The sequence below is a fragment of the Bacillus sp. BF2-3 genome, assembly GCF_008368795.1.
Taxonomy (GTDB): Bacteria; Bacillota; Bacilli; order Bacillales; family Bacillaceae_G; genus Bacillus_A; species Bacillus_A cereus.
In genome coordinates this window covers 86,319-109,242 of sequence record NZ_QOSA01000001.1, presented here as the reverse complement: position 1 = coordinate 109,242, position 22,924 = coordinate 86,319, and the positions used below count along the sequence as shown (strand labels likewise).

The window sequence follows — 22,924 nt, the reverse complement described above, 5'->3', positions numbered from 1 at the left end:
ACAGGTAGCCCTCTCTCCCTCCTCTATATTGGCATGATTTTTGCATATATAATTTGTGAAAATCGAACTAGAGGAGGAATACACATGACAAATAAAAACAACTTAATCGTTTGTCGTTGTGAAGAGGTTACATATGGGCAACTTCAATCGACAATTGCTGAATATAACTGCTCGGCAAGAGAATTAAAATTAAGAACACGTGCTGGCATGGGATTTTGCGGTGGTCGCACATGCAGAATAATGATAGATCGAATGATTGAAAATGTGAATCCTGACGTAACTCTTAATGAACTACCGTTAAAATATCAACCACCAATACGTGCAGTTACTTTTGGATCAGTAGGTGAAAGTAAATGAGTAGAATTACACATCACCCTATTTTAGGTACTTTACAAAGTAGTGAGCGTATTACCTTTCAATTTAACGGTCATCAATACGAAGCATATGAACATGAAACGATAGCTGCTGCCCTGTTAGCAAATGGAATACGGACATTAAGAGTTCATGAAGATAGCGGAACACCGCGAGGTATTTATTGTAATATCGGGCACTGTTCCGAATGCCGCGTGACAGTAAATAATCAAACAAATGTACGCGCATGCTTAACTGTTGTAGAAGAAAACATGGTTGTTGAAAGCGGGAAACAGCATCCGAATATCGTGAGAGAGATGGTGAAAAAGCGATGAGTGATGTAATTATTATAGGTGCAGGGCCAGCGGGATTATCTGCTTCTATCTCTTGTGCTCGTTTCGGACTAAAAGTGCTCGTTATTGATGAATTTATGAAGCCGGGCGGGAGATTGTTAGGACAGTTGCATCAAGAGCCTACTGGAGAATGGTGGAACGGAATAGAAGAATCGAAGCGACTTCATGAAGAAGCAGAATCACTTTCAGTACATATCAGGTGCGGTGTTTCGGTCTATAATTTAGATAGAGATGAAAACAATTGGTTTGTACATACTAATATCGGTACGTTAGAAGCACCTTTCGTACTACTTGCTACTGGAGCTGCGGAATATTCTATTCCCCTTCCTGGCTGGACACTTCCAGGAGTGATGTCAATTGGAGCAGCTCAAGTTATGACAAATGTTCATCGCGTGCAAGTTGGAAAAAAAGGAATTATTATTGGTGCTAACATTTTGTCTTTCGCCATTTTAAGTGAATTGCAATTAGCGGGAATTACAGTGGATCATATTGTACTCCCTGAGAAAAGCGAGTTAAGTCAAAAATCTGGTGAACCTGAAGAAGTTTTAAACTCTCTTTTAAATGCAGCTCACCTCGCTCCTTCTGCTTTCTTGCGAATAGGTAGCCACTTTATGAAATTTGATTGGATTCGAAAAGCTGGATTAACATTCTATCCAAACAACGGAATGAAAATAAACGGAACGCCACTTCACCTTCGGAAAGCAGCTCTTGAAATTATCGGAACAGATCAAGTTGAAGGTGTACGTATTGCTAATATTGACTCTAAAGGAAATGTTATTAATGGAACAGAGAAAATATATGAAGCAGATTTTGTATGTATTGCCGGGGGATTATACCCACTTGCCGAACTTGCAGCTGTAGCCGGTTGTCCCTTCCATTACATTTCAGAATTAGGCGGACACGTTCCTCTCCATTCCGAAACAATGGAAACTCCTCTTCCTGGTTTATTTGTAGCTGGCAATATTACAGGCATTGAAAGCGGAAAAATTGCGATGGCGCAAGGAACAGTTGCAGGTCTATCTATCGCAAAATATGCAAGTAAAAAACGTGATATAGTCGACCAACAATTATCTCACGCCATGCAAAACGTTCACTTTGTTCGTCAGAAAGCTGCAATTCAGTTTAATCCGATGGTAGATATCGGTAGACGAAAAATGAATGAAATTTGGCGTGATTATTCTTCTACATATGCACATACTAAAAAGAGCTGCTGAGATTATTCTCAACAGCTCTTTTCTCTACTCATCTGAGTTATTAAATTTCGCTAATGCGTAAATGCCTTCTTCATCATCTAATTCAAGTTGTAATCTCGCTGCGAATGGATTGACATTATATTCTCTGTCAAGCAATAAGCGTAAAGCTTCGATTAAGTTTGCTTGAATTAAAATTTGCTGGCGACCATTTACCTCTACTTCCGCAGAGAAACCGTAGTCGTCATCATACATGAGTTCAACTAACACTTCTTCTGGACCCACTTGTCTTTTTTCAGCTATATATACGCAAAGCGCATTTATAAGCTCTTGTTCAGAAATTTTTATTGTTTCCATGCTACTTCATCTGCTTTCTTCTTACGTTGGTCTTTGAAGTATTTAAATGCACGAACTGCTAACATTACGATACCAGCCATTACTAACATATTTACCATAAACGCTAATACAGAACCAAGAGCTCCCATATTTGCAAATAAGCTACCCATTAGTAAACCACCAAGACCACCTAGTAATAAACCTTTCATAAAGCTTCCTTTATTACTTTTTGGTGCCGTGTTTGTTGCTTTCGTTTTTGAATCTGGAGTCGTTTTTTGAGAATTTACATTTGAGTCTTTTTTGTTTAAATCAACTTTTGACTTTTGACCTGAACTTGGTGTAAATGATTTTTTACCAGATTTGTAACTTTTCGCTGCTGCATGATCTACGAACATAAAGCTGCTAGCCCCAAAGATAACCATGAATGCTGTCATTACTGCTACAAGTTTTTTCAACATATTATATCCATTCTCCTTTTATATAGATATATGTGAAATCTATCTTTCTAGTAAATTCAGAATGATAGATTTGTTTTTAAGAACATTTTAAAGGTTCTTATGAACTTATTATATGAACTTTTGTCGAAATATGCAAGTATTATTTACTTTCAACAGTTTGGTCACAAAGGAAAAATTAAGCAAAACAGAATTGACTTTAAATGAAACAAAACATATTATAAGTTCATAAGAACTTTTTATTATTTTGGAGGTGAAAAGATGGAAACATTTCATCTCACACGAAACGAAATGGCTACCCTTCTTCTATCACTAAGAGGATGGAATACGAAAAAGCCTCTCGGTATTTTACAAGAAGCTTGGGCAAAGTCACATAAAAAAGATATTGAAAGCGGACAAAGCGTTACAGCTTTTATTACTACCGCACTTTCACCTATTTTTGAAAAGCTGATTAAAATTGACGATACTGATGTCGGTTTTTCTTTAAATGAAATAGTTGCGCTTGGCAATCAGATTGAAAACACAAGTTTCTCTGTAACTGCTATGCAAAACTGGGTGAAACGAGATATAAAAGAAATGATTGGCTCTCCTCAAAAGGGGAAAAAATATTCAATTGAACAAGCAGCCTTACTATTTATTGTCGAAGATTTAAAAACAGCACTTGATTTTGAATCCATTCGTAAGCTATTACGCCTTATTGTAAATGACCCAGCCGATCGAAGTGATGATTTAATCAATCCTGTTCATTTATATGTAGCATACTCTTCTCTATTTGAAGAACTCAATCAAGGGAATTGCTTACAATTAAATGCAACAGATACCGTTCATACAATTGAAAACATCGTAAAAGAAAAAGCTGATAAAATCGCAAGCAAGTTCGATCAAATTAATAACGAACAACGCGAAGCAATTCGTAACGCTATTATTATTGCGACCCTTTCTGTACATACCGCATATGTACAAATGTTAGCAAAACGTTACGTAACAGCAACTTTATTTTTACAGAACTTAGATGTGAAGCCTTAAAAAACAAGCATCCCCCGTCATATACGTAGTACAGGGGGATGCTTGTTTTCAATCAATATAAAATACAAAAATCATTTTACATCTAAGTTTCATTCTACAATAGCTCTTGATTATGTAAAAATCATGACTAACCTAACATTCAACAATGTTCATTTCTTTTTATTAAATTCCCATCAGATTTTCTCAATAAACTTAATTACTTCATCTTTATAATTATATTTGTCATTAATTTCTTGTAATAATTCAATATCATGCGTATGAGTTTTTCCTGTCTCTAACAGCTCACGATATAAATCAATATAAGGAAGATTTTTATTTATGGCATTTTTATATTCCTTTTCTACATCGTAAAAAACCTTTTTAAACCTCACATCAGTAATCCCTGCCTCATCAATTTCAAGAATTGCATACTGAGCACGTAAGTCAGAGTTTAGCTTATTCCACTTGTAAAAAGGTTGTCCAACTGTTCCTGGGTTAATAATTAATTGATCATTGCTACTATAGCGCAATAATTGATGGTGGGTATGAGCGTAAATCGCAATATCATAATCACGATCAAATAACCGATCAAACTGTCCCTGATTATTAGTGGGCCACAAATCTCCACCGTAATTTTTATTTTGTAGATTATGACTAATACTGATTGATAAATCATTAACCTGTTTTGTTATATGTAATGGTAAATTTTTAACATGCTTAATATAGTTTTCATCCAAGTTTTCACATTGATACTGAACTAATCTAGAAACATAAATATCAGTTGCGTTATCAATATCAATATTTTTATTAAGAACGTCAAGAAAACTATCTTCCCAGTTTCCTTGTACATAAGTATCAACGTTAATACTTTCTAATATTTCAAATAAATCATTCGATCCAGGACCAGGCATAATTAAATCTCCTAAAAACCAATAATCAGTCACACCTTCTTTCATAGAATCTTCGATAACTGCTTTTAAAGCAGTTGCATTTCCATGTACATCTGCCAGTACAGCAATTTTATGTTTCATGTATTTTATTCCCTCCTCTAAATTTACGTTTCCATCTCATTCATTTTTTATTTTCGAACCAAATCAAATTGAATAGGCATATTCTTTTTTAGGCAATTTTACTATCTCTTGAATGAAATTTGATTTCTCTAAAATGTCCTCTAACTGCCCCTCACTATAGACGTAAATACCACCTACATATGAACTGTACGCCTTTTTCTCAGTTATTACTGCTAAGGTGCTATTTTCCTTTTTAAAATCACCCTCTAGTCCTTTTTCAAAAGATAAACTTTTGGCTTCTGAAAAATAAAGGTGAATTAACGTCGCTAATTGTACGTCCTCTGATTTTGCAAAGTACTTTATTTCATTTAAAATCATTTCATCTTGTAACGGAAGAAAGTCTTCTACTTCTAACTTCTCTCCTTTATGAAAGAAGTTTTGAAGTTCAGGAGTATAGAACGAAAGATTTTTCTCCTCTATCATTTTTAAAATTGTTTGCAGCAATATGTCTTTTCCTATCACAAACGGGTGGCCAAATCCATTATTGTAAAGCTCTTCTTTCATTTTCATTAATTGTTCGATGAAGGGGATTCCTGATTCTTCAATAACAAGTTTATCGTCAATTAAACGCATGTTAGCAATCAATTCTTCTATCTGTAAACCTTCTAATTCAAGCGATGAGTAATATAAATCTCTATTCCAAAAATCTAATTGATCCATTCCTAATGAATTAAATAAGAGCTCATCTATAATTGGAAAAACTCCATCTTCTGTTAAAGCTTTCGTTACATCATCTAATAATCTATGTGTTTGATTTAAAATCGTACGTATTTCTTCGTCCTCTTGAATGATTCGTACCGTCCACTCACCATGATCTTCACCCGATATTTGCTGAAAACAATGTGAATATGGCCCATGTCCAACATCGTGTAGAAGGGCTACAGTAGATACTAGCTTTCGTTCATATTTCGATAAATGTATGTCACCAATCTCAGTAAGATGTTCTATCACTTTATTTACTAGCACATATACACCTATCGAATGTTCTTCCCTCGTATGCATTGCGTTCTCATGTAAAAAATAAGTATGTCCTTGTTGTTTAATATTCGCCAACCTTTGAAATGCTTTTGTATCTATCAATCGAAGGATATCTCTATCACGAATAGAGATTGGTCCATAAATCGGATCTGTAATATACATACGTTCTCCTCCTATTTTTGTAAATGAAAGACCTATACCATTATACTTAATTTTCAGTCTATTATCATTGATATATGAGAAATTTTTAATAATCTTTTCATTAACTCTTCATGAAAACGCGGCTTATATCTTTTACTATAATAATTATGAGAGACATAAAAGAATTGAAATAGCAATCCCCTATGTAAATAAGGTATAATCTACATATAGTGAACCTTTTACGTCATTAAATAAAAGGTTCTTATACTCAAAAATTCATAAACTAGAAGGTGCAACAATGTTAAGTAGTTTTATTCATTCAGTATTAACGTTTTTTGAAGGATTAGGTTATTGGGGCATTATGCTTGGACTTATGATTGAAATTATCCCAAGTGAAATTGTCCTTGCTTATGCAGGATACTTAGTATTCAATGGAAGTATCTCATTTATAGGCGCTGTTGTATTCGGTACAATTGGCGGTGTTATTGCTCAAATCTTTATTTATTGGCTTGGACGATACGGCGGACGCCCTATATTAGAACGTTACGGAAAATATATTTTCATACATAAAAAACAAATAGATGCTGCAGAAGATTGGTTTAATCGTTACGGAACTGGCGTCATTTTTACAGCACGCTTCATTCCAGTAGTGCGTCATGCGATTTCAATTCCTGCTGGTATTACAAAAATGCCATTACTACGTTTCACTACATTAACAGCACTTGCGATTATCCCTTGGTCTATTATTTTCATTTATTTAGGTGAAAAACTAGGTGAAAATTGGGAGAATATAAATGATATTGCTGGTCCGTATGTGAAATCATTCGCAATTGGTGGCGTCGTACTTATACTTTTATACTTCGTTATAAAAAAATGGACAAAAAAGCGTAAAAATCTCGCTTAAGAATATAATAAAAACCGCTATAAATTCATTCGGAATTATAGCGGTTTTTTATTTATATATGAATTAATCTTCAGGAATTATATAATACCTTTCCATCTACATTTACATGGATAAGCAACCATTTGATCATTTCTTTCGTATATTATCTCAAAAAGGAGTGATTCCCCTATGCATTGGCAGCAAAAAATACCGTACTTAATCGGACGCCCTATCGGCATTTCCTTCATAAATGGGCAAGGAACTTCTGGTGTATTATGTTCAGCGCATGATGGTCAATTATATGTGTATGAATACCTTTATCAAGCTCAGTTTGCAATGAAACATTATGATTATAGACAGATTCAAGATATACATGCATTCCCAAATTGTCCTCACCAAAATCCTCTATACTAAAAAAATCGGAACGGCTCATAGCCATTCCGATTTCTATACTTTATTTCTCAGAATAAAATTTCTGCACTGCTTCATCAAAATAAATCCAACCTTTCCAGCCCAAATGAATCGTATCTTTTAAGAAATACTTATCATATTCATGACCAGAGAAATCAATTACTGGATATCCTGCTTTCTCAACCTGTTCTCGAACTTTTTTATAATACACTTCACGGCGTTCTTTCGGGAAGCCAGTATAATCATACCAAGGCCCATTTACAGGTACAGAAATAAAGAGTGGTTTGACATTTTTCTCTTTAAATAACTCTAAAATAATTTGTAAATCATCGTATTCTGGTGATTCATCATATGTTTCATTTGCTCTAAAGTTTTTTAAACCTTTTAGTTTTTTCTTCAGATTATTCTTATGATAATACGGATTTTCAATTCCGAATGTATTTGTAGTAGACTCAGCTTTCCCTTCTTGTTCTGCGTGTTTACGTGCGTCTTCCCAAGAAATTGAACGAAGTCCGATATTTGTTTTCTCCTTCATCGGTTCGATTTTAAATAAAGAGTTAAATATATCTCTATGATCTAAAATATTTCGATGCATATAAGCAAGTGGTTTAACTAAACCTGCTTTTATGTTATGTTTCGTATCATTATATACAATACCTTCTAATGAATTTTTTAATATATCATCTTCTTGAACAACTTTATAATCTAATAGCCGTTTCGCGATTTGCTTTTTCATTTCTGGATTTATCTTATCATTAAAAATAAAATGATATGCTTGTTGTTTGGAGAAATTATTAGTGAAATCCCCTTGTGAGACACCAGTCTTTGTAAACCATTGTGGTGAAAGAACAAAGACTACTTTTTTACCTTCTAATTCATCCATAGTAGATGTCATATTTAAAATATGAGCTAAACTTTGTGTACCGCCAGTTCCAATTAAAAACGGTGTAAAACCAGCTGGATTTACTTTGAAATAATTAGACGGATGATATGCATCCATTCGTAAAAATTCTGATGAACCGTACATCGGTAAATACTGTGAATTCTCTAACATTTTTTGCTGTAAGAAAACACTTTGTAATTTCTCTTTTTGTAAAGAAGTTGCCGCATCTTCTACCTTCTTATCACTAATAAGCGATACTAAACTTTTCGATGGGATTAGAATGATAATGAAAAAAAGCACACATGCTAAAATTATAGGACCAAAAGCATGCTTCATTTTCATCTTCTGTCCCTCTTTCTATCGTTATTAAATTGTAACCCTTGTTTTTGACACGTCATCTTTTCTCTCCTTTGTCTCTATACATGTTCCATTCTATTTATCTATTATATACATGTATGTATTTCCTTCCTTGTTCTATTAAGCCCTATATAAATAGCGCAAGAAAATGTTTCCATAGAAACATGTTAATTATACAAGATTCTACATAAATTTCACACTGGAATTTTAGTAATAATTTTATTTTTTAACAATAAAAAAACATATGAAATGTCTAGAATTCTTCGGATGATGTATGAAGTTCAAAATATGATAATAAACGCCCGCTATGATTAACTTCATGAGTATATATAAACCCGAGCTTTCGTAAAAGTTTTTTCGAGCTCTCATTTGCTACTTTAACTCTAGCAATTATTCTTGTTACATTCAAAGTCTCTATTGCATATTTAATGGAAGCCTCTGCTGCTTCTAATGCATACCCATTCCTCCAATGTTCTGGGTCAAGGAGATACATAATTTCTATTTCACCTGTTTCCTCTACCGTTCTTAAACCACAATGTCCTAAAAGCTTTCCTGTTTCACTATTAAATAACAACCATACCCCAAAGTCATACTGTTCCCAATGTAAGATAAGTTGCCCAATATAATCATTTGTTTCTTCCTTCGACATTCCTCTTGATTTAGCCAACCATTTGCCAACAGTATCTTTTTTTAATATGTTATAAAACTGATTAATATCTTCTACAATTGGTTTCCTCATAAATAATCTTTTTGTATAAATTACTTTCTCTTCTTCAAACATAGACATCATTTCCCCTCCAAATACTGTTTACAGACTAATAAATTATACCATGAACTATTTTTCTAACTTTAAATAAGAAAAACAGACTATCACATACATGAAGTCTGTTTCTCCATTCTTTTATTTTTGTACATCTGCCCATTTTAAACTTGTAGCTGGACCAAATTGATGTACATATAAATCTTTCACATATGGTTTTTGTAAGTAAGATAATCCGCGCTGGAATACCGGTGCAATTACTGCATCATCAAGTAGCATTTTTTCAGCTTCTTGCATTGCTTTCCAGCGAGCCTTTTCATCATTACCTAATTCTGTTTTAATCTTCTTAATTAACGCATCATATTCCGGGTTTGCATATTCTGTATTATTGACGCTACTTCCAGAAAGGAATACTTCTAAGTAAGTCATTGGATCTGGATAATCTGGTAACCAGCGTGATAACGACATTTCATATTCTTTCTTCTTCTCAAGTGCTAATTTTTGCGTATGTGGTTGTAATTTCACATTCACTTTTAATCCTGGTAAGTTTTTCTCAAGCTGCTCTTTAATGTACTCTCCAACTTTTTTAAAGTTTTCCAAGTCATAATTTAATAGTTCTAACGTCACTTCATCTGTACCTGTTTCTTGCTTTGCCTTTTCCCAATATTCTTTCGCTTTTTTTACATCAGTTTTATTAAACTCACCTGCCGTACTTCTAAAATCTTTTTTATCTGGTCCCTTTAAAAATCCTTTTGGTACGTAATAGTTTGCTGCAACCGATCCATCATTTAAAAATGAATCTGCGAGTCCCTTCTTATCAAAAACTGTACTTAGCGCAAGACGTGCATTTTTATTTTTAAGAATCGGTACATTTTCATTAAATCGGAAGAAGTACATAACTGGATCTGTATATTGTTTTAGCTCTTTATTATTTTTATATTTATCTACGAATTCTGTAGAAATAACAGCTCTATCAACTTTATCTGTTTCATATAAATTTACCGCAGTTGAAATTTCTTTTACAATTTGATAGTTTACTTCATCTAACTTCACTTCTTTTTTATCCCAATACTTATCGTTTTTCTTCATTGTAAAGCTAGCTTCATGCTTCCACTCTGATAATGTAAACGGTCCATTATATACCGCTTTATTTGCTTCTAATCCATATTTATCACCTTGCTCTTTCGCATATTTTTCGTTAATTGGATAGAAGGATGGTAAAATTAATAATTTCGTAAAATACGGTACAGGATGTTCTAGCTCTACGACGAATGTTTTATCATCCTTCGCTTTTACTCCTAATTCATCTAGACCTAGTTGTTTTTTATTTATCTTCTCAGCATTTTTTACATCGTACGCAATGTATGCATATTGAGAAGCAGTATCTGGATTTATCAATTGCTTCCAAGCGTATACGTAATCATGAGCGGTTACTGGCTCTCCGTTAGACCATTTCGCATCACGCAATTGGAATGTATATGTTTTTCCATCTTTACTCACTTCATATTTTTGTGCGCCGGCTTCAATTATTTCATCATTTTTCGATAGACGGAATAGTCCTTCCATTACGTTATTCAAAACGTTAAACGAGACTGCATCTGTTACTTTCCCTGAATTTAACGACGGAATTTCACCTGTTTCTAGTAACTGTAATACTTTCTTCTCATCTTTCGGCTTTGTTGCAGTTTTTTCTTTTGCGCAACCAACTAAAAATGAAGAAACTAATAGAGTACTAACTAATGAGTAACGAACAACTTTTTTCATTTAAAAACCCCCTTCTATTTTTAAGGTAAGTAACGACGAGCACCAGCGTATTCTTCTATATATCCTGGTGTATTTAGCGGTATAATCTCTACCGACCTTTCAGCTCTTGGTGAGTGAATCATATTGCCATCACCAATATACATTGCAACGTGATGGACACTACCTTTCCCTTGATCATGTGCAAAGAAAATTAAATCTCCTTTTTGTAGATTTTCTTTATCAACTGCAACCCCTGCTCTTGATTGCGGTCCAGAATCTCGCGGAATTGTAATGCCGTGCGATTTATAGATCGTATGTGTGAAGCCAGAGCAATCAAATCCAAAACCACTTGTACCAGCCCATATATACGGTAAGCCTAAAAACATTTTCCCTGTGTTAATTAAATCATTGGCCGCCGGAGTTGGAATATCAGTTTGAGATCGGTAAACTGTTCCATCATTTTTTCGTAGCCATGCTTTCTGACCATTTGGCAACAATACACGGTATGAAATTGTGTCTTCACTTAATAGCGGCAGTCTTGTATTATAACTGACTTCAAGTGATTTATGTTTTTCAGAAGGATTTATATATAAAATCGCTGTTGGTTTAGTTATTAAGACAAAAGGTTCATTTGTTTTATCTGCAAATTCTTGATTATATGTTAATTGTTTTTCAGGCATCCAGCCCGGATAACCTTCTTCATTTCGTGGTGTTGGCTGTCCATGCACTAATACCTTCACCCATTCGCCTTTCTTATCAATAACAGTTACTTCTTGACCGAGTAAAGCTTGTGTTTCTAATTTATTTGCATTTGTTAACCATAGTTTCTCGTCAAGTGTCATTGATTTCGTCCATTTCCATAGATCCACTGGATTTGTTGCACTCGGTGTATCGATTGGTCTTAATGAATCAGGTGCTGTCCATAACGTTGCAGCAGATACATCTATAAATGCTTTATTATCCTTCTTTTCTTCAGCATTTGCCGATGTAAACGATGAAAATATAAATAAAGTTGTTAAAAATGCAGTTCCTACTTTTTTCATATATATCCCCCTTAAAAGATAGTTTACTTGTCTCTTCTCCTAAGATTTACTATTCACTGTCGATTGAAGGTTTACTTTTGATCCAGAATAAGTCATTCCTTCTGGCTCTTCCATTAACCAAAGCGGTGCATCAAGATCAAAATAATGAATATTAGGATGCGCTGCCGCTAAATGCGCAACAGCACTAACGGAAAGTGAAGACTCCATCATGCTGCCCACCATACACTTCACACCAGCTGTTTCTGCGATATCAGCAATACGCCATGCTTCACGTATGCCACCACATTTCATTAATTTAATATTAATGAAGTCTGCATATCTTCCTTGAACGAGCTTTAATGCGTCACTTGCTGAAAATATACTTTCATCGGCCATAATTGGCGTTTGCACACGATCTTTGACGTACTTTAACCCATCCCAATCTTTCGCGTGTACTGGTTGTTCAATAAATTCTATATTTAAATTACGATTTTCCATCTCTTGAATGATAGAAACCGCTTCTTTTGGACTCCAACCTTGATTCGCATCTAAACGTAATGTCGTATTTCTTGGTACCACATTTCGAATTGCCTCAATACGTTCCAAATCTAAATGCGCCTCTTTACCCACTTTAATCTTTAATGTTTGAAATCCTTTTTCTATATGTTTCTTCGCTTCTTTTGCCATTAATACAGGCTCATCCACACTCACTGTAATATCGGTATGAATTTCTTTCTTCCCGCCTAACAATGCATATAACGGCACATTTTGATATTGGCAATATACATCATATAAAGCGATATCTACCGCTGCTTTTGCACTTGAATTTCCAATACAACTCATTTGAATGCGCTGTAGTAACTGCTGAAATTGAATGATATTTTGACCAATTAAACATGAACGCATCGGCCCTAAAATCGCTTCTTCCATTCCACTGGTGAAATCCCCCGTAATAACTGGCGTTGCGGCTGCAGCCCCCTTACCAATCACTCCTTCGTCTGTATGAATATAAACATCTATACTTTCAATTTCGGTTACAGTACGAAGCGCGGTTTTAAACGGTGTATGCAGTTTTACACGTCTACGATTTACTTTTACATCTGTAATTTTCATTTTGTTCATCCTTTCGTTCTCCAATGAAGTGAAATTTTAATCCACCGGAGATTTATACCCACGGATTATTAGGTAAACCCATTGGGCATTTACTCTCCTATCTCTCTACTTTATTTTCGTTTGCTTTTGATGTAGGACGATAATGTGAAATAAAAAAATCCAGCCATAAGAATGATTCTTACGGCTGGATTTTGTCTATGATTGAGTAGACAAAGCAGCAATCTGATTATATTTTTTCTGTGCATCTTTTAGCGCTACAAGTAACGCTTTTTGAGAAGAACCGAAATATCGGTTCTTTACTTCCATTACTAACGCCGGGTCATTTATATTTTTATGTAGAAATAAATATTTAACAAATTGAGATGTTAATGCAATTGTCGCTGAGCAGTCTGCATCTACAATTTCCCCTGTATCCTTAACAAGTATAAATGCTACGAAATAGCTTTTAAACTTTTCAGTAATGGGATTATTTTGAGGTGCTTTCGCATCCCCTACGATATAAATTGTATTTGAAGCGTACACAGCTATCTTCCTTTCTTATACGAGGATAACGGGTTTCTTAATAGTCATATGAGCGAGGAACTCAACGTTGATTAAAAAATGTATCCGCTTACCTTGTATTATAATATAATTGACAGAATTTTAACAACATTTATTTTAGTGCATATTCCATATTTATGAAAACAGCTTAAACTCTTCATTTCTACAATATGTGATTGTTCCTTGTACCATGACATTCATACATGAAAAACTGCACCCCCAATTGTTAGACGGTGTCTAACAATTGGGGGTGCAGTTCAATGGCTAACTGTTTTTTATTACTTTGGCATCACAAATATAGATGTGATTGTTCCTTGTACCATGACATTCATACATGAAAAACTGCACCCCCAATTGTTAGATAACAATTGGGGGTGCAGTTCAATGGCTAACTGTTTTTTATTACTTTGGCATCACAAATATAGTTTCATTTGACTTAGAAAATTGATACTCTTTTCTCGCTAACTTCAAAATTTCTTCCTCATCGTCTGTTAAATTTTCTATGTTAGTCTTTAAAGAATCTTTATCTTTCTTTAAAGATACTAATTGCTTCTTTTGATCCGTAATCGTATCTTTCTTTTTATCAATTACTTCTTGTTGTTTCGTTAAAATATATTGAACGTACAGAGTAGTTGTCGCAATAAAAAGGACCATTAAAATAAGTCGCCTTAACTTCTTTTTATTTACCCTACGCTTGTCACTAGGTTGTGATAATTGCTCTGGTATATTAGGAACATTTACTCGCTCGAGTTTCCTCATTCAAATCCCCCTAACCCATATTTTTCACTACCATCGGCACGTTTTCTTACTAAATTAAATTCTATTCTTATAAAATAAACTCCTTCACAAAAATATCCCATAAATTAACCAATTAAAGATAGCATTCGACGACATTTCCATATTTACACCGATTTTTTTTATACATGCTGCTATAAAATAGTAGTTTCTGTAATTCTTTTTCTACTATTGTAGAAGAGTTTTTTCACACAAAAAATTCCTTCCTCACATATCCATGTTATAACATGCTTACAAGGAGGGGGAATATGCATTACCGCACATTAGGTAAAACTGGAATAACTGTTTCTGAAATAGGTTTTGGCGCATGGGCAATCGGTGGTGATGAATGGGGACCTGTTAACGATAAACAATCTATAACCGCTATAAAAAAAGCAATTGAGTGTGGTGTGAATTTTATTGATACTGCGGATGTGTATGGTTTAGGACATAGCGAAAAGTTGGTGGCTACCGCGATTAAAGGACATCGCAATGATATTATCCTATCAACGAAAGGTGGTTTAATCGGGCATCACTACGACCCTAATGGAGTTCCTGTATATGATACTCCCGAAAAAATCATCGCCGTATTCGAAACAAGTTTACAACGTCTTCAAACAGATTATATTGATCTTTATTTTTGTCATATTTGGTGGCATAATCGTAGGGAAACAGAAGCATTTCTACGTGCATTTGACATATTAAAACGTGATGGCAAAGTAAGAGCAGTCGGTGTTTCGACTCATGATTTACAATACATTCATCATTTCAATAACAACAACGAAATTGATATCGTACAGCTTGATTACAATATATTAAATCGAAAACCAGAAAAAGATATATTACCATTTTTACAAGAGAAAAATTTAGGAGCTGTTATTCGTGGTCCATTAAAAATGGGCATTTTAACTGGAAAATTCACAAATAAAACAATTTTTCCGGATGGAGATTTACGCAAAGATTGGCCAAATGAAACTTGGTTTCAAGAAGACTTACAAACTGTAGAGAAACTTCGGTTGCTCTCAAATAAAAATCAGACCTTAGGGCAACTTGCACTTCGCTATGTACTCTCTCATCCGGCAGTAAGTGTTGTAATTCCTGGTGCCAAAACAGGAATACAAGCACAAGAAAATGCAAATGCATCTGTTCGCCCTATGTTGAGTGATGAAGAGCTTAACTATATTCATTCAATATAAAAAGCCCAATCCGGGCTTTTTAATTTGGGAAACTAATATCATACTCCATTCGCTTCGCTGTGTCCTCCGCAACATGCACACCTAACAAGTTTTTCACAATATGAAATGCCATATTAATTCCAGCTGAAATTCCGGCAGATGTTATAATATGTCCTTCATCTATAAACTTTACATTTTCTATAACTTCAACATTTTGAAACTCATTTTTAAACTTTTCAATACTAGCCCAATGTGTTGTTGCTTTTAAACCTTCTAGTAAACCTGCTTTCGCCAGTAATAGCGCTCCTGTACAAACTGAAGTCATCAGCTTTACTTCTTTCATTTGTTGGCGAATCCATTTTATTACTATTTCATTTTTTATTTCATATTTTCTAGCACCTAGCCCGCCCGGAATTATTAAAATATCCACTGGTGGTAAATTTTCAATACTATAATCTGACTGTACTTTCAATCCATTCCTTGCTGTAATCATTTCCCCATTCTCGCTAACTGTATAAACAGTAAATGGTTTTTCTCCATTCACCTCAGTTACAGAAAAAACTTCAAATGGCCCTGCAAAGTCTAACACTTTTACTTCATTAAATAAAAATATACCAACACTCCATTTATTCATCATAAGTTCACTTCCTGTTTCAAATGATGTAAAAGGTGATCATATCCTTTTTCTAATGCAATATCATACGCTGTTTTCCCATCACTTTTCTTAATCATCTTATTAGCTCCATTTTTAAGGAGCAACATAATTATTTCCTCATTTCCTAATAATGCTGCTTCGTGGAGTCCTGTCCAGCCACCACTTTGCATAATATTTATATCTGATCCTTTTTCAATTAAGAAATCGACAAGTTCACTTTGCTTGTTCGCAATTGCCGCTTGCAAAGGCGTATTTTCATTTTCGTTTTTCGCTCTACTATGTATATCTGCACCACTTTCTAAAAGAAAACTCGCTATTTCTTTCTGTCCAAAATAAGCTGCTAAATGAAGTGGTGTCCATCCATCTTCACTACATTCGTTAACAATACTTGGACTCGCCTTTATAAACTTCACTACTTTTTCCTTATTACCACTTATAACAGCTTGTGCTATTGATTGTAAATGCTCCATAATAATCTCCCATCCTTCAAAATATTTAAGCATCTCCTTCTACATGTTCTATTCATTATTATATTTTTCTTTTAAAATCTTAAGTTTACATAATAATATTATATATCACTTTTTTGTGCTTAATGCTGAATAGCAATACTGTTAAAAATACTGCCTTTAAACAATGAAGACCATGATTTCATTAGAGTGACTGAAAAAGCAAGCAAAAAACTATACACATAGTTTTCATCATATTTGTTCAGTTGCATGAACTAAAACAGGTAATGTTTATTCTGCTATTTATACTTTCAACATATCAAATAATATTATTCCAATAAAAAACAATCCATTTTAAAAATGGATTGTTTTTTTATTTCTGTTTTATGCGGTTTATTTTATTTTTGTATTTTCAATGATAGAATAATTATATTTACAAAAATGAAACGCTACTATCTTAGCCCCTCTTATAGTAAGTTTTTCGTTCGAAAACAAAAATACAATTTCACCTTACAATTGAAAAAACATATGTGAAAGTTTCTAAAACAGCTGCCTTATCATACTAATCTATAGCAATTCTGTCTTCTTCCCTTACCTGTTTCCTTTAACACATACGATTTTAAAACTAGCGCCGTTAATGCATCTGTTAATGTTTTATATGATAAATTTGATAATGCCAATAGATCGTTCGTATATAACATTCTATGCTTCTCTAATAATAATAGTACTAATCGTTCAGACGGTTTTAATGCCTCGTCACTTTCTAGTATAAAGTCTATATTTTTCATTTCTCTAATTACTACTCCTTATATAAAAAAATACTTTAGGTGCTAATTTAATATGAAAATAATACATAACAAAATTATAGATATATTAAAATAGTACCATCTAAAAACACTATTATACTATAACATAGAAGTAGTGTTTCCCCAAATAGGAAATGCTTTTTTATATCGCTGTAAGATTCTTGCAAATGTACATAATATTTTGTACCATTACCCGCCAAGTTTTCTTCTAATTTCGCTGCTCATCTCGATGTATTGGTAATCAATGAAGTTCTTCTAAATTTATAAACAAATAAAAAACGGTTCGTCTATCATGCCCTAAACATGAATGACAACCGTTTTCTAGTTTCTTCTTAATTAACATGCTCTATCTTAAATATTTCTTGCAATATGCGGCTTACTGTAATGACTTGTTCCACCGCCACCTACAACTACTTTACCGCCTTTTTCGAAAATTAATAATTTACTTGAACCATCTGCAAGAAGCACTATTACTTCAGCATTATTACTTGTTGCTATATAAATTACATAACCACTCTTTGATATACAAGTTTCCCAATTCGCATCAAATTCTGATCTTACTACACGATTTGAATACACTTGATTTTCAATTCTATCTTGTTCTACGTTTTCCAAATTTATTCTCCCCTCTTCCCTGCATAGTTATATATATTAAAATAGCACCATCTAAAATAGTGACCGATTTTAACATAAATAGTATATGTAATTAGTAGGAGAATGCTTGGACAATAGAAACGAAATAGACTTCGGGAATTTTACAATTGAAACTTCTCTTTAATCATTTCCGCTACTTCTTTTGCACTCAAATACGTGTTATTAATTTTTATATACTCTTCTTTTTCAATTTCACCATGAAGAGAGTTTAATCTATGCATTTTCATCGTTTCTTTCAAATTATTTTTAGACCACTCAATATCTCTTTTTTTCGGTTTATGTTCTAATCTATTCGGGCTTTTATTTCGTTCTAATCTTTCATCTAATTCCGCTTCCAGCTCTACAAAATACACTGTCCCACCTTTTGATTCAAAAATATTTTCTACATGATGTATATAATCCCAATCCTCTTGGAGGTCAAATGCCCATATATACGTAAAAATCATTCCAGATAAATCACTTTTAGATACTTCTTCAAATATTTCATTACGAAATAAACTTACTAGTCTTTTTGCTTCTTTCGTACTGTAATCAAAAATTGGACTTACTAAATCAATTGTCATGTGGTTATGAAAAAGTTTTAAACCAGTTAATGTTGCTAATTCTTGTCCCACTGTCATTTTCCCAACTGCTTGTGGGCCAAATATTAATATAAGTTTCATTTATTTCCCTCCAATCTTTCTCTATAAACCATTACATAAAATAAAAAATAAGACAGCCGATTTTAAAACGATTGCCTTATTTTTTATTCATAGTTTTAGTTCTATTCTTTTCGCACAGCTTCAAAAGTAATCATTTGATTTGCATTTGACGGTTCTTTTTCATAAACATATTCAGCAGAGCAAGTAATGTTTGAGAAACCTATACTTTCTAAAAGAAGTATAAACTCTTCTATTCCATACCAGCGCAGCGCAAAGCGTTGCAATTCTGTTTGTACTAACTGTCCTTTACTCCACTTTTCATATTTCAAATATGATACAGTAACTTGGTTCAGCCAATCTATTTCAATTGATTTATTTTCTAATGTGATTCCGTCTCCGCTTGGCAAAGAGAAAGTCGATGTATGAATTTCCCCAGTCTTCCATTTATGCGGGAGCATAATATCTACGATTAATCGTCCACCTGGATTAAGATGTTCATAAAAACATTTTAATGCATTTATAGAATCCAAACGATTTTCAATTAAACAAAAAGATCCAGTAGGAATGATAATTGCTTCATATTTATGCGGAAGTGAAAATTGTTGCAAGCTTCCTTCATATAAATTAGGATGTAAGCCTCTCTCTTTACAGCGCTTACGGCAAGAATCTAGCATTTCAGGTGAATAATCTATCCCATCCACTTTAAAACCAGCCTCTAGAAGCGGAATGATGACACGCCCTGAACCTACTGCGGCTTCGAGGATTCTTCCTCTACAATCTTTTAAACGTTCTTTGTAATACTCAATATCACCATTTAAAGAATAACCGACTGGTTTTGTGTAATCATACAGTTCCGTACAAAGTGTACTATAAAAACTAAACATTTATTTTCTCCTCCGTTTTTACGTACGGAAGATTTCAATTCAACTAATCTTCCTGTACCTCTAATTTTAATGAGATTTCGAAAGAGCTGACTATCATAATATATCACTCACTTTCCATAGAATATAATGATATTGTATTACATACCCTTCCAATTTGAAATATAAAAATTAAAAATTCAGACTACAAATTAAAGAGCTTACTTTAGTAAGCTCTTTAGAAAAAATATTTATTTCACAATCGGCAATGTCACTTCACTTAATTTCACTGTAAGTTTCGTGCCAGCTTTCGGTCTAATTGTATAATCATAATCACTTGCAATTAAAACAACTCCGATTTGATGCCCCACTTTAAATACATAATCATCTGGCTGCATATCCCATGTAAATGTATAATCTTTGCCCGCTTGAATCGCTGTTGAATTTTCTATACTCTTTACGTTTTGTGGATCCATCCAGCCTCTCGTTACGATTTCCGGCTTCGCTCCTCCATAGTCAACAAGTAACGCTGTTAAATTTGATACAGATCGATCAATATTTCCTGTAATTGAAATCTTTGGTGTACCACTTATACGCGTATCTTTTTGCAGTACAGGCATTGTATATACTAATCGATTTGCTACTTCTAATTCTGGATTTGCTACTAATTGGTTTGATTTTATTTGTGCATCATCTAAGAATGAGAAAACTTTATTAGCCGATCCCATACTTAGTGGCAAATTGACTGATTTATTGCTTAAATACATACGGATTTTTGAAGGTACAGCTGCTGGATCTGGCCAATTTTTTATCTTTTGCCACGTTTTATTTTCTCTTTGCACATCAACCATTGGTTCATCCATAATTCCATTTTCAATCCCGTATAACCAATAATCTAACCATTTATTTTGTGTTTGCTGCCAGCTATTACTTGATGTCCCACCATGACCACCTTGGTGTAGCCACATTTTACGCGGAACATTATTTTCTCCAAGTGCTTCCCACCATTGCGCGAACTGTTTTGTTTTAACATTCCAATCGTTTAAACCATGAACAACAAATACACTCGCTTTTACATTTTTAGCATCTTTTACATAGTTACGTTTATCCCAAAAACCATTATAATTACCTGTTTTTCGGTCTTGTCCAGCCGTTAACTCTTTTATAACTTGTCCGCAAACTTCAGGGTTTTCCCTTGTCAGTACTGCTTCTGCCATATTATCTGTATCTTCCCCTTGATATCCGCCTGGAGCAATGACTGCACCATTTGCACGATAATAATCATACCAACTACTAATTGCTGCGATTGGAATAATTGTTTTTAAACCTTCGACTCCAGTAGTCGCAACAGCATTTGGTAATGTACCATTATAGGAAACTCCAGTCATACCTACATTTCCTGTAGACCAATTTGCCTGAACTTCCTCACCCTGTTCTGTAAATGCTTTCGCGCGACCGTTTACCCAATCAATAACAGATTTTGTCCCGAGTATCTCTTGTTCATCTCCAGTTGTAGGGCATCCATCTGATTTTCCAGTACCGATACTTTCGCCTAGAATAACTGCATAACCTCTTGGCACGTAATAGTTCCCATACGAACCAAGATTAACCGCTCCATACGGTTTTCCTTCATACGCATACAATTCTTCATCTACATTATATACAGGAACATCTTTTAATCCAGATCGATATGGACTCATTTCATAAATAACAGGAACTTTCACATTCGGATCTGTCTTTGGACGCATAACTTTTATCGATACTCTGTCTTTCTTACCGTCTCGATCACTATCAACTTCTGTCTCTACATATAAATTTTCGATAATAGCTTCATCGAGAGAATAAATCGGTTTTGTCATCCCATTTTCTAATTCAATTTTCGTACTTTTAGTCTCTTCCTTCTTCTCTGCATGCACATCCATAGTAAAGCTAGGTATAATTGTTGCAGATAGCATTGCTGACAGTGTAATTGCCATTTTCTTTTTACTCAAAATGTTCCCTCCCCTTATTCGTTCTCTTTTACTATATAACAAAATAACTGAAAATTCAGTTTTATTTTATATAAAAGTTGAGAAACTCAAAGATTTCTTATTAAGTAAAATTTAATGCAGGTATGAAAGTATTTTCCCACTTCCTCCTTCTTTATAACGTGAAACTTTAATCAGCCCTCACCAATTGGGCGTTTACGATCAGCAGGGCCACTTCTTTGCTTTCGCTGAATTTTGAGGTGGGGTCTTACTGCCCGGCAAATAGCGGGATAAATAGAGAAAAAGACAACCGATATTTCTATCGATTGCCTTACATTCCATTTATTATTTTTCTAACTCTTTAAAGGTATCTTTCAAGTCTTTATCAGATACCTTTATATCTGCATTTTTAAGCAGTTCTCTAGTAACTTGTTGATGGAATTGAGGATCTTGTATACGTTGCTGTTCTAATTCTTTACGAATATTCTCTTTCTCTTCCTCATACGGTTTAAGCTCTTTTTTATCCATTAGCTTAATAATATGATATCCGAAAGAAGATTTAACAGGTTCACTCAATTGACCAACTTCTAACTTATACGCAGCATCCTCAAATTCTTTCACCATCATACCAGGTCCAAATTCAGATAGTTCCCCACCTTTTTCTTTAGAACCTGGATCCTCTGAATATTGTTTAGCCAATGCCGCGAAATCTTCGCCACTATTTAATTTTTCTTTAATTTCTTTTGCTGTCTTTTCATCTTTTACTAAAATATGGCTAACTTGAAGCTTTGGCTTATAATGATCTTTAATATCTTTTTCCGTTACGGTTGCTTTAATAGCTTTTTCAAAAGCAAAAGTAAGCTTTAATTTCTCTTTCAACTGATCTTCATTTTTCACACCATTGGATTCCATATATGTATTAAAATTATCGCCCATCTTGTCTTTTAATTCTTTTAGTTGTTTCGTTACCTCTTCATCCGTAACTTTATATTTATCATGTAATACTTTTTCTACTATCATTTCAGATAAATTCTGTTTACCGTAGTTTTCTTTTAATTTTTTGTTAAAATCACTTTCTGAAATGCTTCCTGATTTTGTCGTTACAATATTATCTGATGAACCACATGCAGATAAAGATAACGTCATACCCATTAAAATGCTACCAATTACTAATTTCTTTCTTTTCAAATCTGAATACCTCACTTCATTAAATTCAAATATAACTATGTAAATATAACGTTTTCCTGTGAACTTCACGTGAATTTAATGAAAGTAGAACATTTGCTAATTCTCCATTTAATACATCAATTTCGAAAATTATGGTGATTCATCCTATATCGCTAATCTCTAAAGCT

Annotated in this window: 26 protein-coding genes; 7 read left to right on the top strand and 19 right to left on the bottom strand. The window is 33.8% G+C overall.

The window, feature by feature from the left end; genetic code table 11:
* The first annotated feature begins 84 nt into the window (after positions 1–84).
* From DN401_RS00620 to DN401_RS00610, 3 genes are read left to right on the top strand one after another with little or no spacing between them, the layout of a single operon-like run.
* Positions 85–357, top strand: coding sequence for a (2Fe-2S)-binding protein (locus tag DN401_RS00620; protein WP_000182620.1), 273 nt, complete (start codon positions 85–87; stop codon positions 355–357).
* Entirely contained in the window at positions 354–686 is a 333-nt protein-coding gene (locus tag DN401_RS00615; protein WP_000087065.1) for a (2Fe-2S)-binding protein, read from the top strand. The genes DN401_RS00620 and DN401_RS00615 overlap by 4 nt, the downstream gene beginning before the upstream one ends.
* Positions 683–1,918, top strand: a complete 1,236-nt coding sequence (locus DN401_RS00610; RefSeq protein WP_149287435.1) for an NAD(P)/FAD-dependent oxidoreductase — start codon at positions 683–685, stop codon at positions 1,916–1,918. The genes DN401_RS00615 and DN401_RS00610 overlap by 4 nt, the downstream gene beginning before the upstream one ends.
* 24 nt (positions 1,919–1,942) lie before the next feature.
* On the opposite strand, the gene DN401_RS00605 is transcribed toward DN401_RS00610, so the two are convergent.
* Both DN401_RS00605 and DN401_RS00600 read right to left on the bottom strand, forming a co-directional pair.
* Positions 1,943–2,251, bottom strand: coding sequence for a YxcD family protein (locus DN401_RS00605; RefSeq protein WP_063245515.1), 309 nt, complete (start codon positions 2,249–2,251; stop codon positions 1,943–1,945).
* Entirely contained in the window at positions 2,239–2,688 is a 450-nt protein-coding gene (locus DN401_RS00600) for a hypothetical protein (protein ID WP_000914478.1), read from the bottom strand. Before DN401_RS00600 ends, DN401_RS00605 begins: the two co-directional genes overlap by 13 nt.
* A 258-nt stretch (positions 2,689–2,946) precedes the next feature.
* Between DN401_RS00600 and DN401_RS00595 the strand changes: the two genes are divergently transcribed.
* Positions 2,947–3,711 carry a DUF1836 domain-containing protein gene (locus DN401_RS00595; protein ID WP_000447231.1) on the top strand — a complete coding sequence of 255 codons (765 nt, stop codon included), beginning with the start codon at positions 2,947–2,949 and terminating at the stop codon, positions 3,709–3,711.
* Positions 3,712–3,884: 173 nt separating this feature from the next.
* Here the strand turns inward: DN401_RS00595 and DN401_RS00590 are convergent, their stop codons facing one another.
* Both DN401_RS00590 and DN401_RS00585 read right to left on the bottom strand, forming a co-directional pair.
* Positions 3,885–4,721: a metallophosphoesterase family protein gene (locus DN401_RS00590; RefSeq protein ID WP_000680868.1), complete on the bottom strand. Its 837-nt coding sequence runs from the start codon at positions 4,719–4,721 to the stop codon at positions 3,885–3,887.
* A 63-nt stretch (positions 4,722–4,784) separates the two neighbouring features.
* Entirely contained in the window at positions 4,785–5,900 is a 1,116-nt protein-coding gene (locus DN401_RS00585; protein ID WP_000275992.1) for an HD domain-containing protein, read from the bottom strand.
* Between the two features lie 277 nt (positions 5,901–6,177).
* On the opposite strand from DN401_RS00585, the gene uptA reads away from it, so the two are divergent.
* A complete protein-coding gene (gene uptA / locus DN401_RS00580) occupies positions 6,178–6,783 on the top strand; it encodes an undecaprenyl phosphate transporter UptA (RefSeq protein WP_000952913.1) in 606 nt (201 codons plus the stop codon).
* Between the two features lie 168 nt (positions 6,784–6,951).
* Complete coding sequence (locus DN401_RS00575; RefSeq protein WP_000558689.1) at positions 6,952–7,176, top strand: hypothetical protein; 225 nt, start codon at positions 6,952–6,954, stop codon at positions 7,174–7,176.
* A gap of 40 nt (positions 7,177–7,216) precedes the next feature.
* On the opposite strand, the gene dltD is transcribed toward DN401_RS00575, so the two are convergent.
* The 7 genes from dltD to DN401_RS00540 form a co-directional block, all read right to left on the bottom strand.
* A complete protein-coding gene (dltD, locus tag DN401_RS00570) occupies positions 7,217–8,398 on the bottom strand; it encodes a D-alanyl-lipoteichoic acid biosynthesis protein DltD (RefSeq protein ID WP_000782309.1) in 1,182 nt (393 codons plus the stop codon).
* 268 nt (positions 8,399–8,666) lie between these two features.
* Positions 8,667–9,200, bottom strand: coding sequence for a GNAT family N-acetyltransferase (locus DN401_RS00565; protein ID WP_025688399.1), 534 nt, complete (start codon positions 9,198–9,200; stop codon positions 8,667–8,669).
* A gap of 114 nt (positions 9,201–9,314) precedes the next feature.
* Positions 9,315–10,937, bottom strand: a complete 1,623-nt coding sequence (locus DN401_RS00560; RefSeq protein WP_025688400.1) for a peptide ABC transporter substrate-binding protein — start codon at positions 10,935–10,937, stop codon at positions 9,315–9,317.
* 20 nt (positions 10,938–10,957) lie between these two features.
* A complete protein-coding gene (locus DN401_RS00555) occupies positions 10,958–11,959 on the bottom strand; it encodes a C40 family peptidase (protein WP_000755417.1) in 1,002 nt (333 codons plus the stop codon).
* A 39-nt stretch (positions 11,960–11,998) separates the two neighbouring features.
* Positions 11,999–13,060, bottom strand: a complete 1,062-nt coding sequence (locus DN401_RS00550) for a dipeptide epimerase (protein ID WP_001038463.1) — start codon at positions 13,058–13,060, stop codon at positions 11,999–12,001.
* Positions 13,061–13,246: 186 nt separating this feature from the next.
* Positions 13,247–13,573, bottom strand: coding sequence for a DUF3870 domain-containing protein (locus DN401_RS00545; RefSeq protein WP_000271312.1), 327 nt, complete (start codon positions 13,571–13,573; stop codon positions 13,247–13,249).
* Positions 13,574–13,993: 420 nt separating this feature from the next.
* The gene (locus DN401_RS00540) at positions 13,994–14,350 is read right to left on the bottom strand and encodes an FtsB family cell division protein (RefSeq protein ID WP_059303743.1); all 357 of its coding nucleotides are present in this window, start codon (positions 14,348–14,350) and stop codon (positions 13,994–13,996) included.
* Between the two features lie 284 nt (positions 14,351–14,634).
* On the opposite strand from DN401_RS00540, the gene DN401_RS00535 reads away from it, so the two are divergent.
* Complete coding sequence (locus DN401_RS00535) at positions 14,635–15,561, top strand: aldo/keto reductase (RefSeq protein WP_000559357.1); 927 nt, start codon at positions 14,635–14,637, stop codon at positions 15,559–15,561.
* Between the two features lie 19 nt (positions 15,562–15,580).
* Here DN401_RS00535 and DN401_RS00530 read toward each other — a convergent pair whose 3' ends face one another.
* The 8 genes from DN401_RS00530 to DN401_RS00495 all read right to left on the bottom strand — a co-directional run bounded on the left by DN401_RS00530 (position 15,581) and on the right by DN401_RS00495 (position 22,757).
* Entirely contained in the window at positions 15,581–16,177 is a 597-nt protein-coding gene (locus DN401_RS00530; protein ID WP_149287434.1) for a DJ-1/PfpI family protein, read from the bottom strand.
* Positions 16,174–16,665, bottom strand: coding sequence for an ankyrin repeat domain-containing protein (locus tag DN401_RS00525; RefSeq protein ID WP_002182823.1), 492 nt, complete (start codon positions 16,663–16,665; stop codon positions 16,174–16,176). Before DN401_RS00525 ends, DN401_RS00530 begins: the two co-directional genes overlap by 4 nt.
* 533 nt (positions 16,666–17,198) lie before the next feature.
* Positions 17,199–17,429 carry a hypothetical protein gene (locus DN401_RS00520; RefSeq protein WP_000789029.1) on the bottom strand — a complete coding sequence of 77 codons (231 nt, stop codon included), beginning with the start codon at positions 17,427–17,429 and terminating at the stop codon, positions 17,199–17,201.
* 369 nt (positions 17,430–17,798) lie between these two features.
* On the bottom strand, positions 17,799–18,062 hold the full coding sequence (locus DN401_RS00515; RefSeq protein WP_000432421.1) for a hypothetical protein: 264 nt from the start codon (positions 18,060–18,062) through the stop codon (positions 17,799–17,801).
* Between the two features lie 140 nt (positions 18,063–18,202).
* On the bottom strand, positions 18,203–18,763 hold the full coding sequence (locus tag DN401_RS00510) for an AAA family ATPase (RefSeq protein ID WP_000767066.1): 561 nt from the start codon (positions 18,761–18,763) through the stop codon (positions 18,203–18,205).
* Positions 18,764–18,864: 101 nt separating this feature from the next.
* Entirely contained in the window at positions 18,865–19,626 is a 762-nt protein-coding gene (locus tag DN401_RS00505) for a class I SAM-dependent methyltransferase (RefSeq protein ID WP_000490913.1), read from the bottom strand.
* Positions 19,627–19,853: 227 nt separating this feature from the next.
* Positions 19,854–21,593, bottom strand: a complete 1,740-nt coding sequence (locus DN401_RS00500; protein ID WP_000038306.1) for a Xaa-Pro dipeptidyl-peptidase — start codon at positions 21,591–21,593, stop codon at positions 19,854–19,856.
* 321 nt (positions 21,594–21,914) lie between these two features.
* Entirely contained in the window at positions 21,915–22,757 is an 843-nt protein-coding gene (locus DN401_RS00495) for a peptidylprolyl isomerase PrsA (RefSeq protein WP_149287433.1), read from the bottom strand.
* Positions 22,758–22,924: the final 167 nt, after the last annotated feature.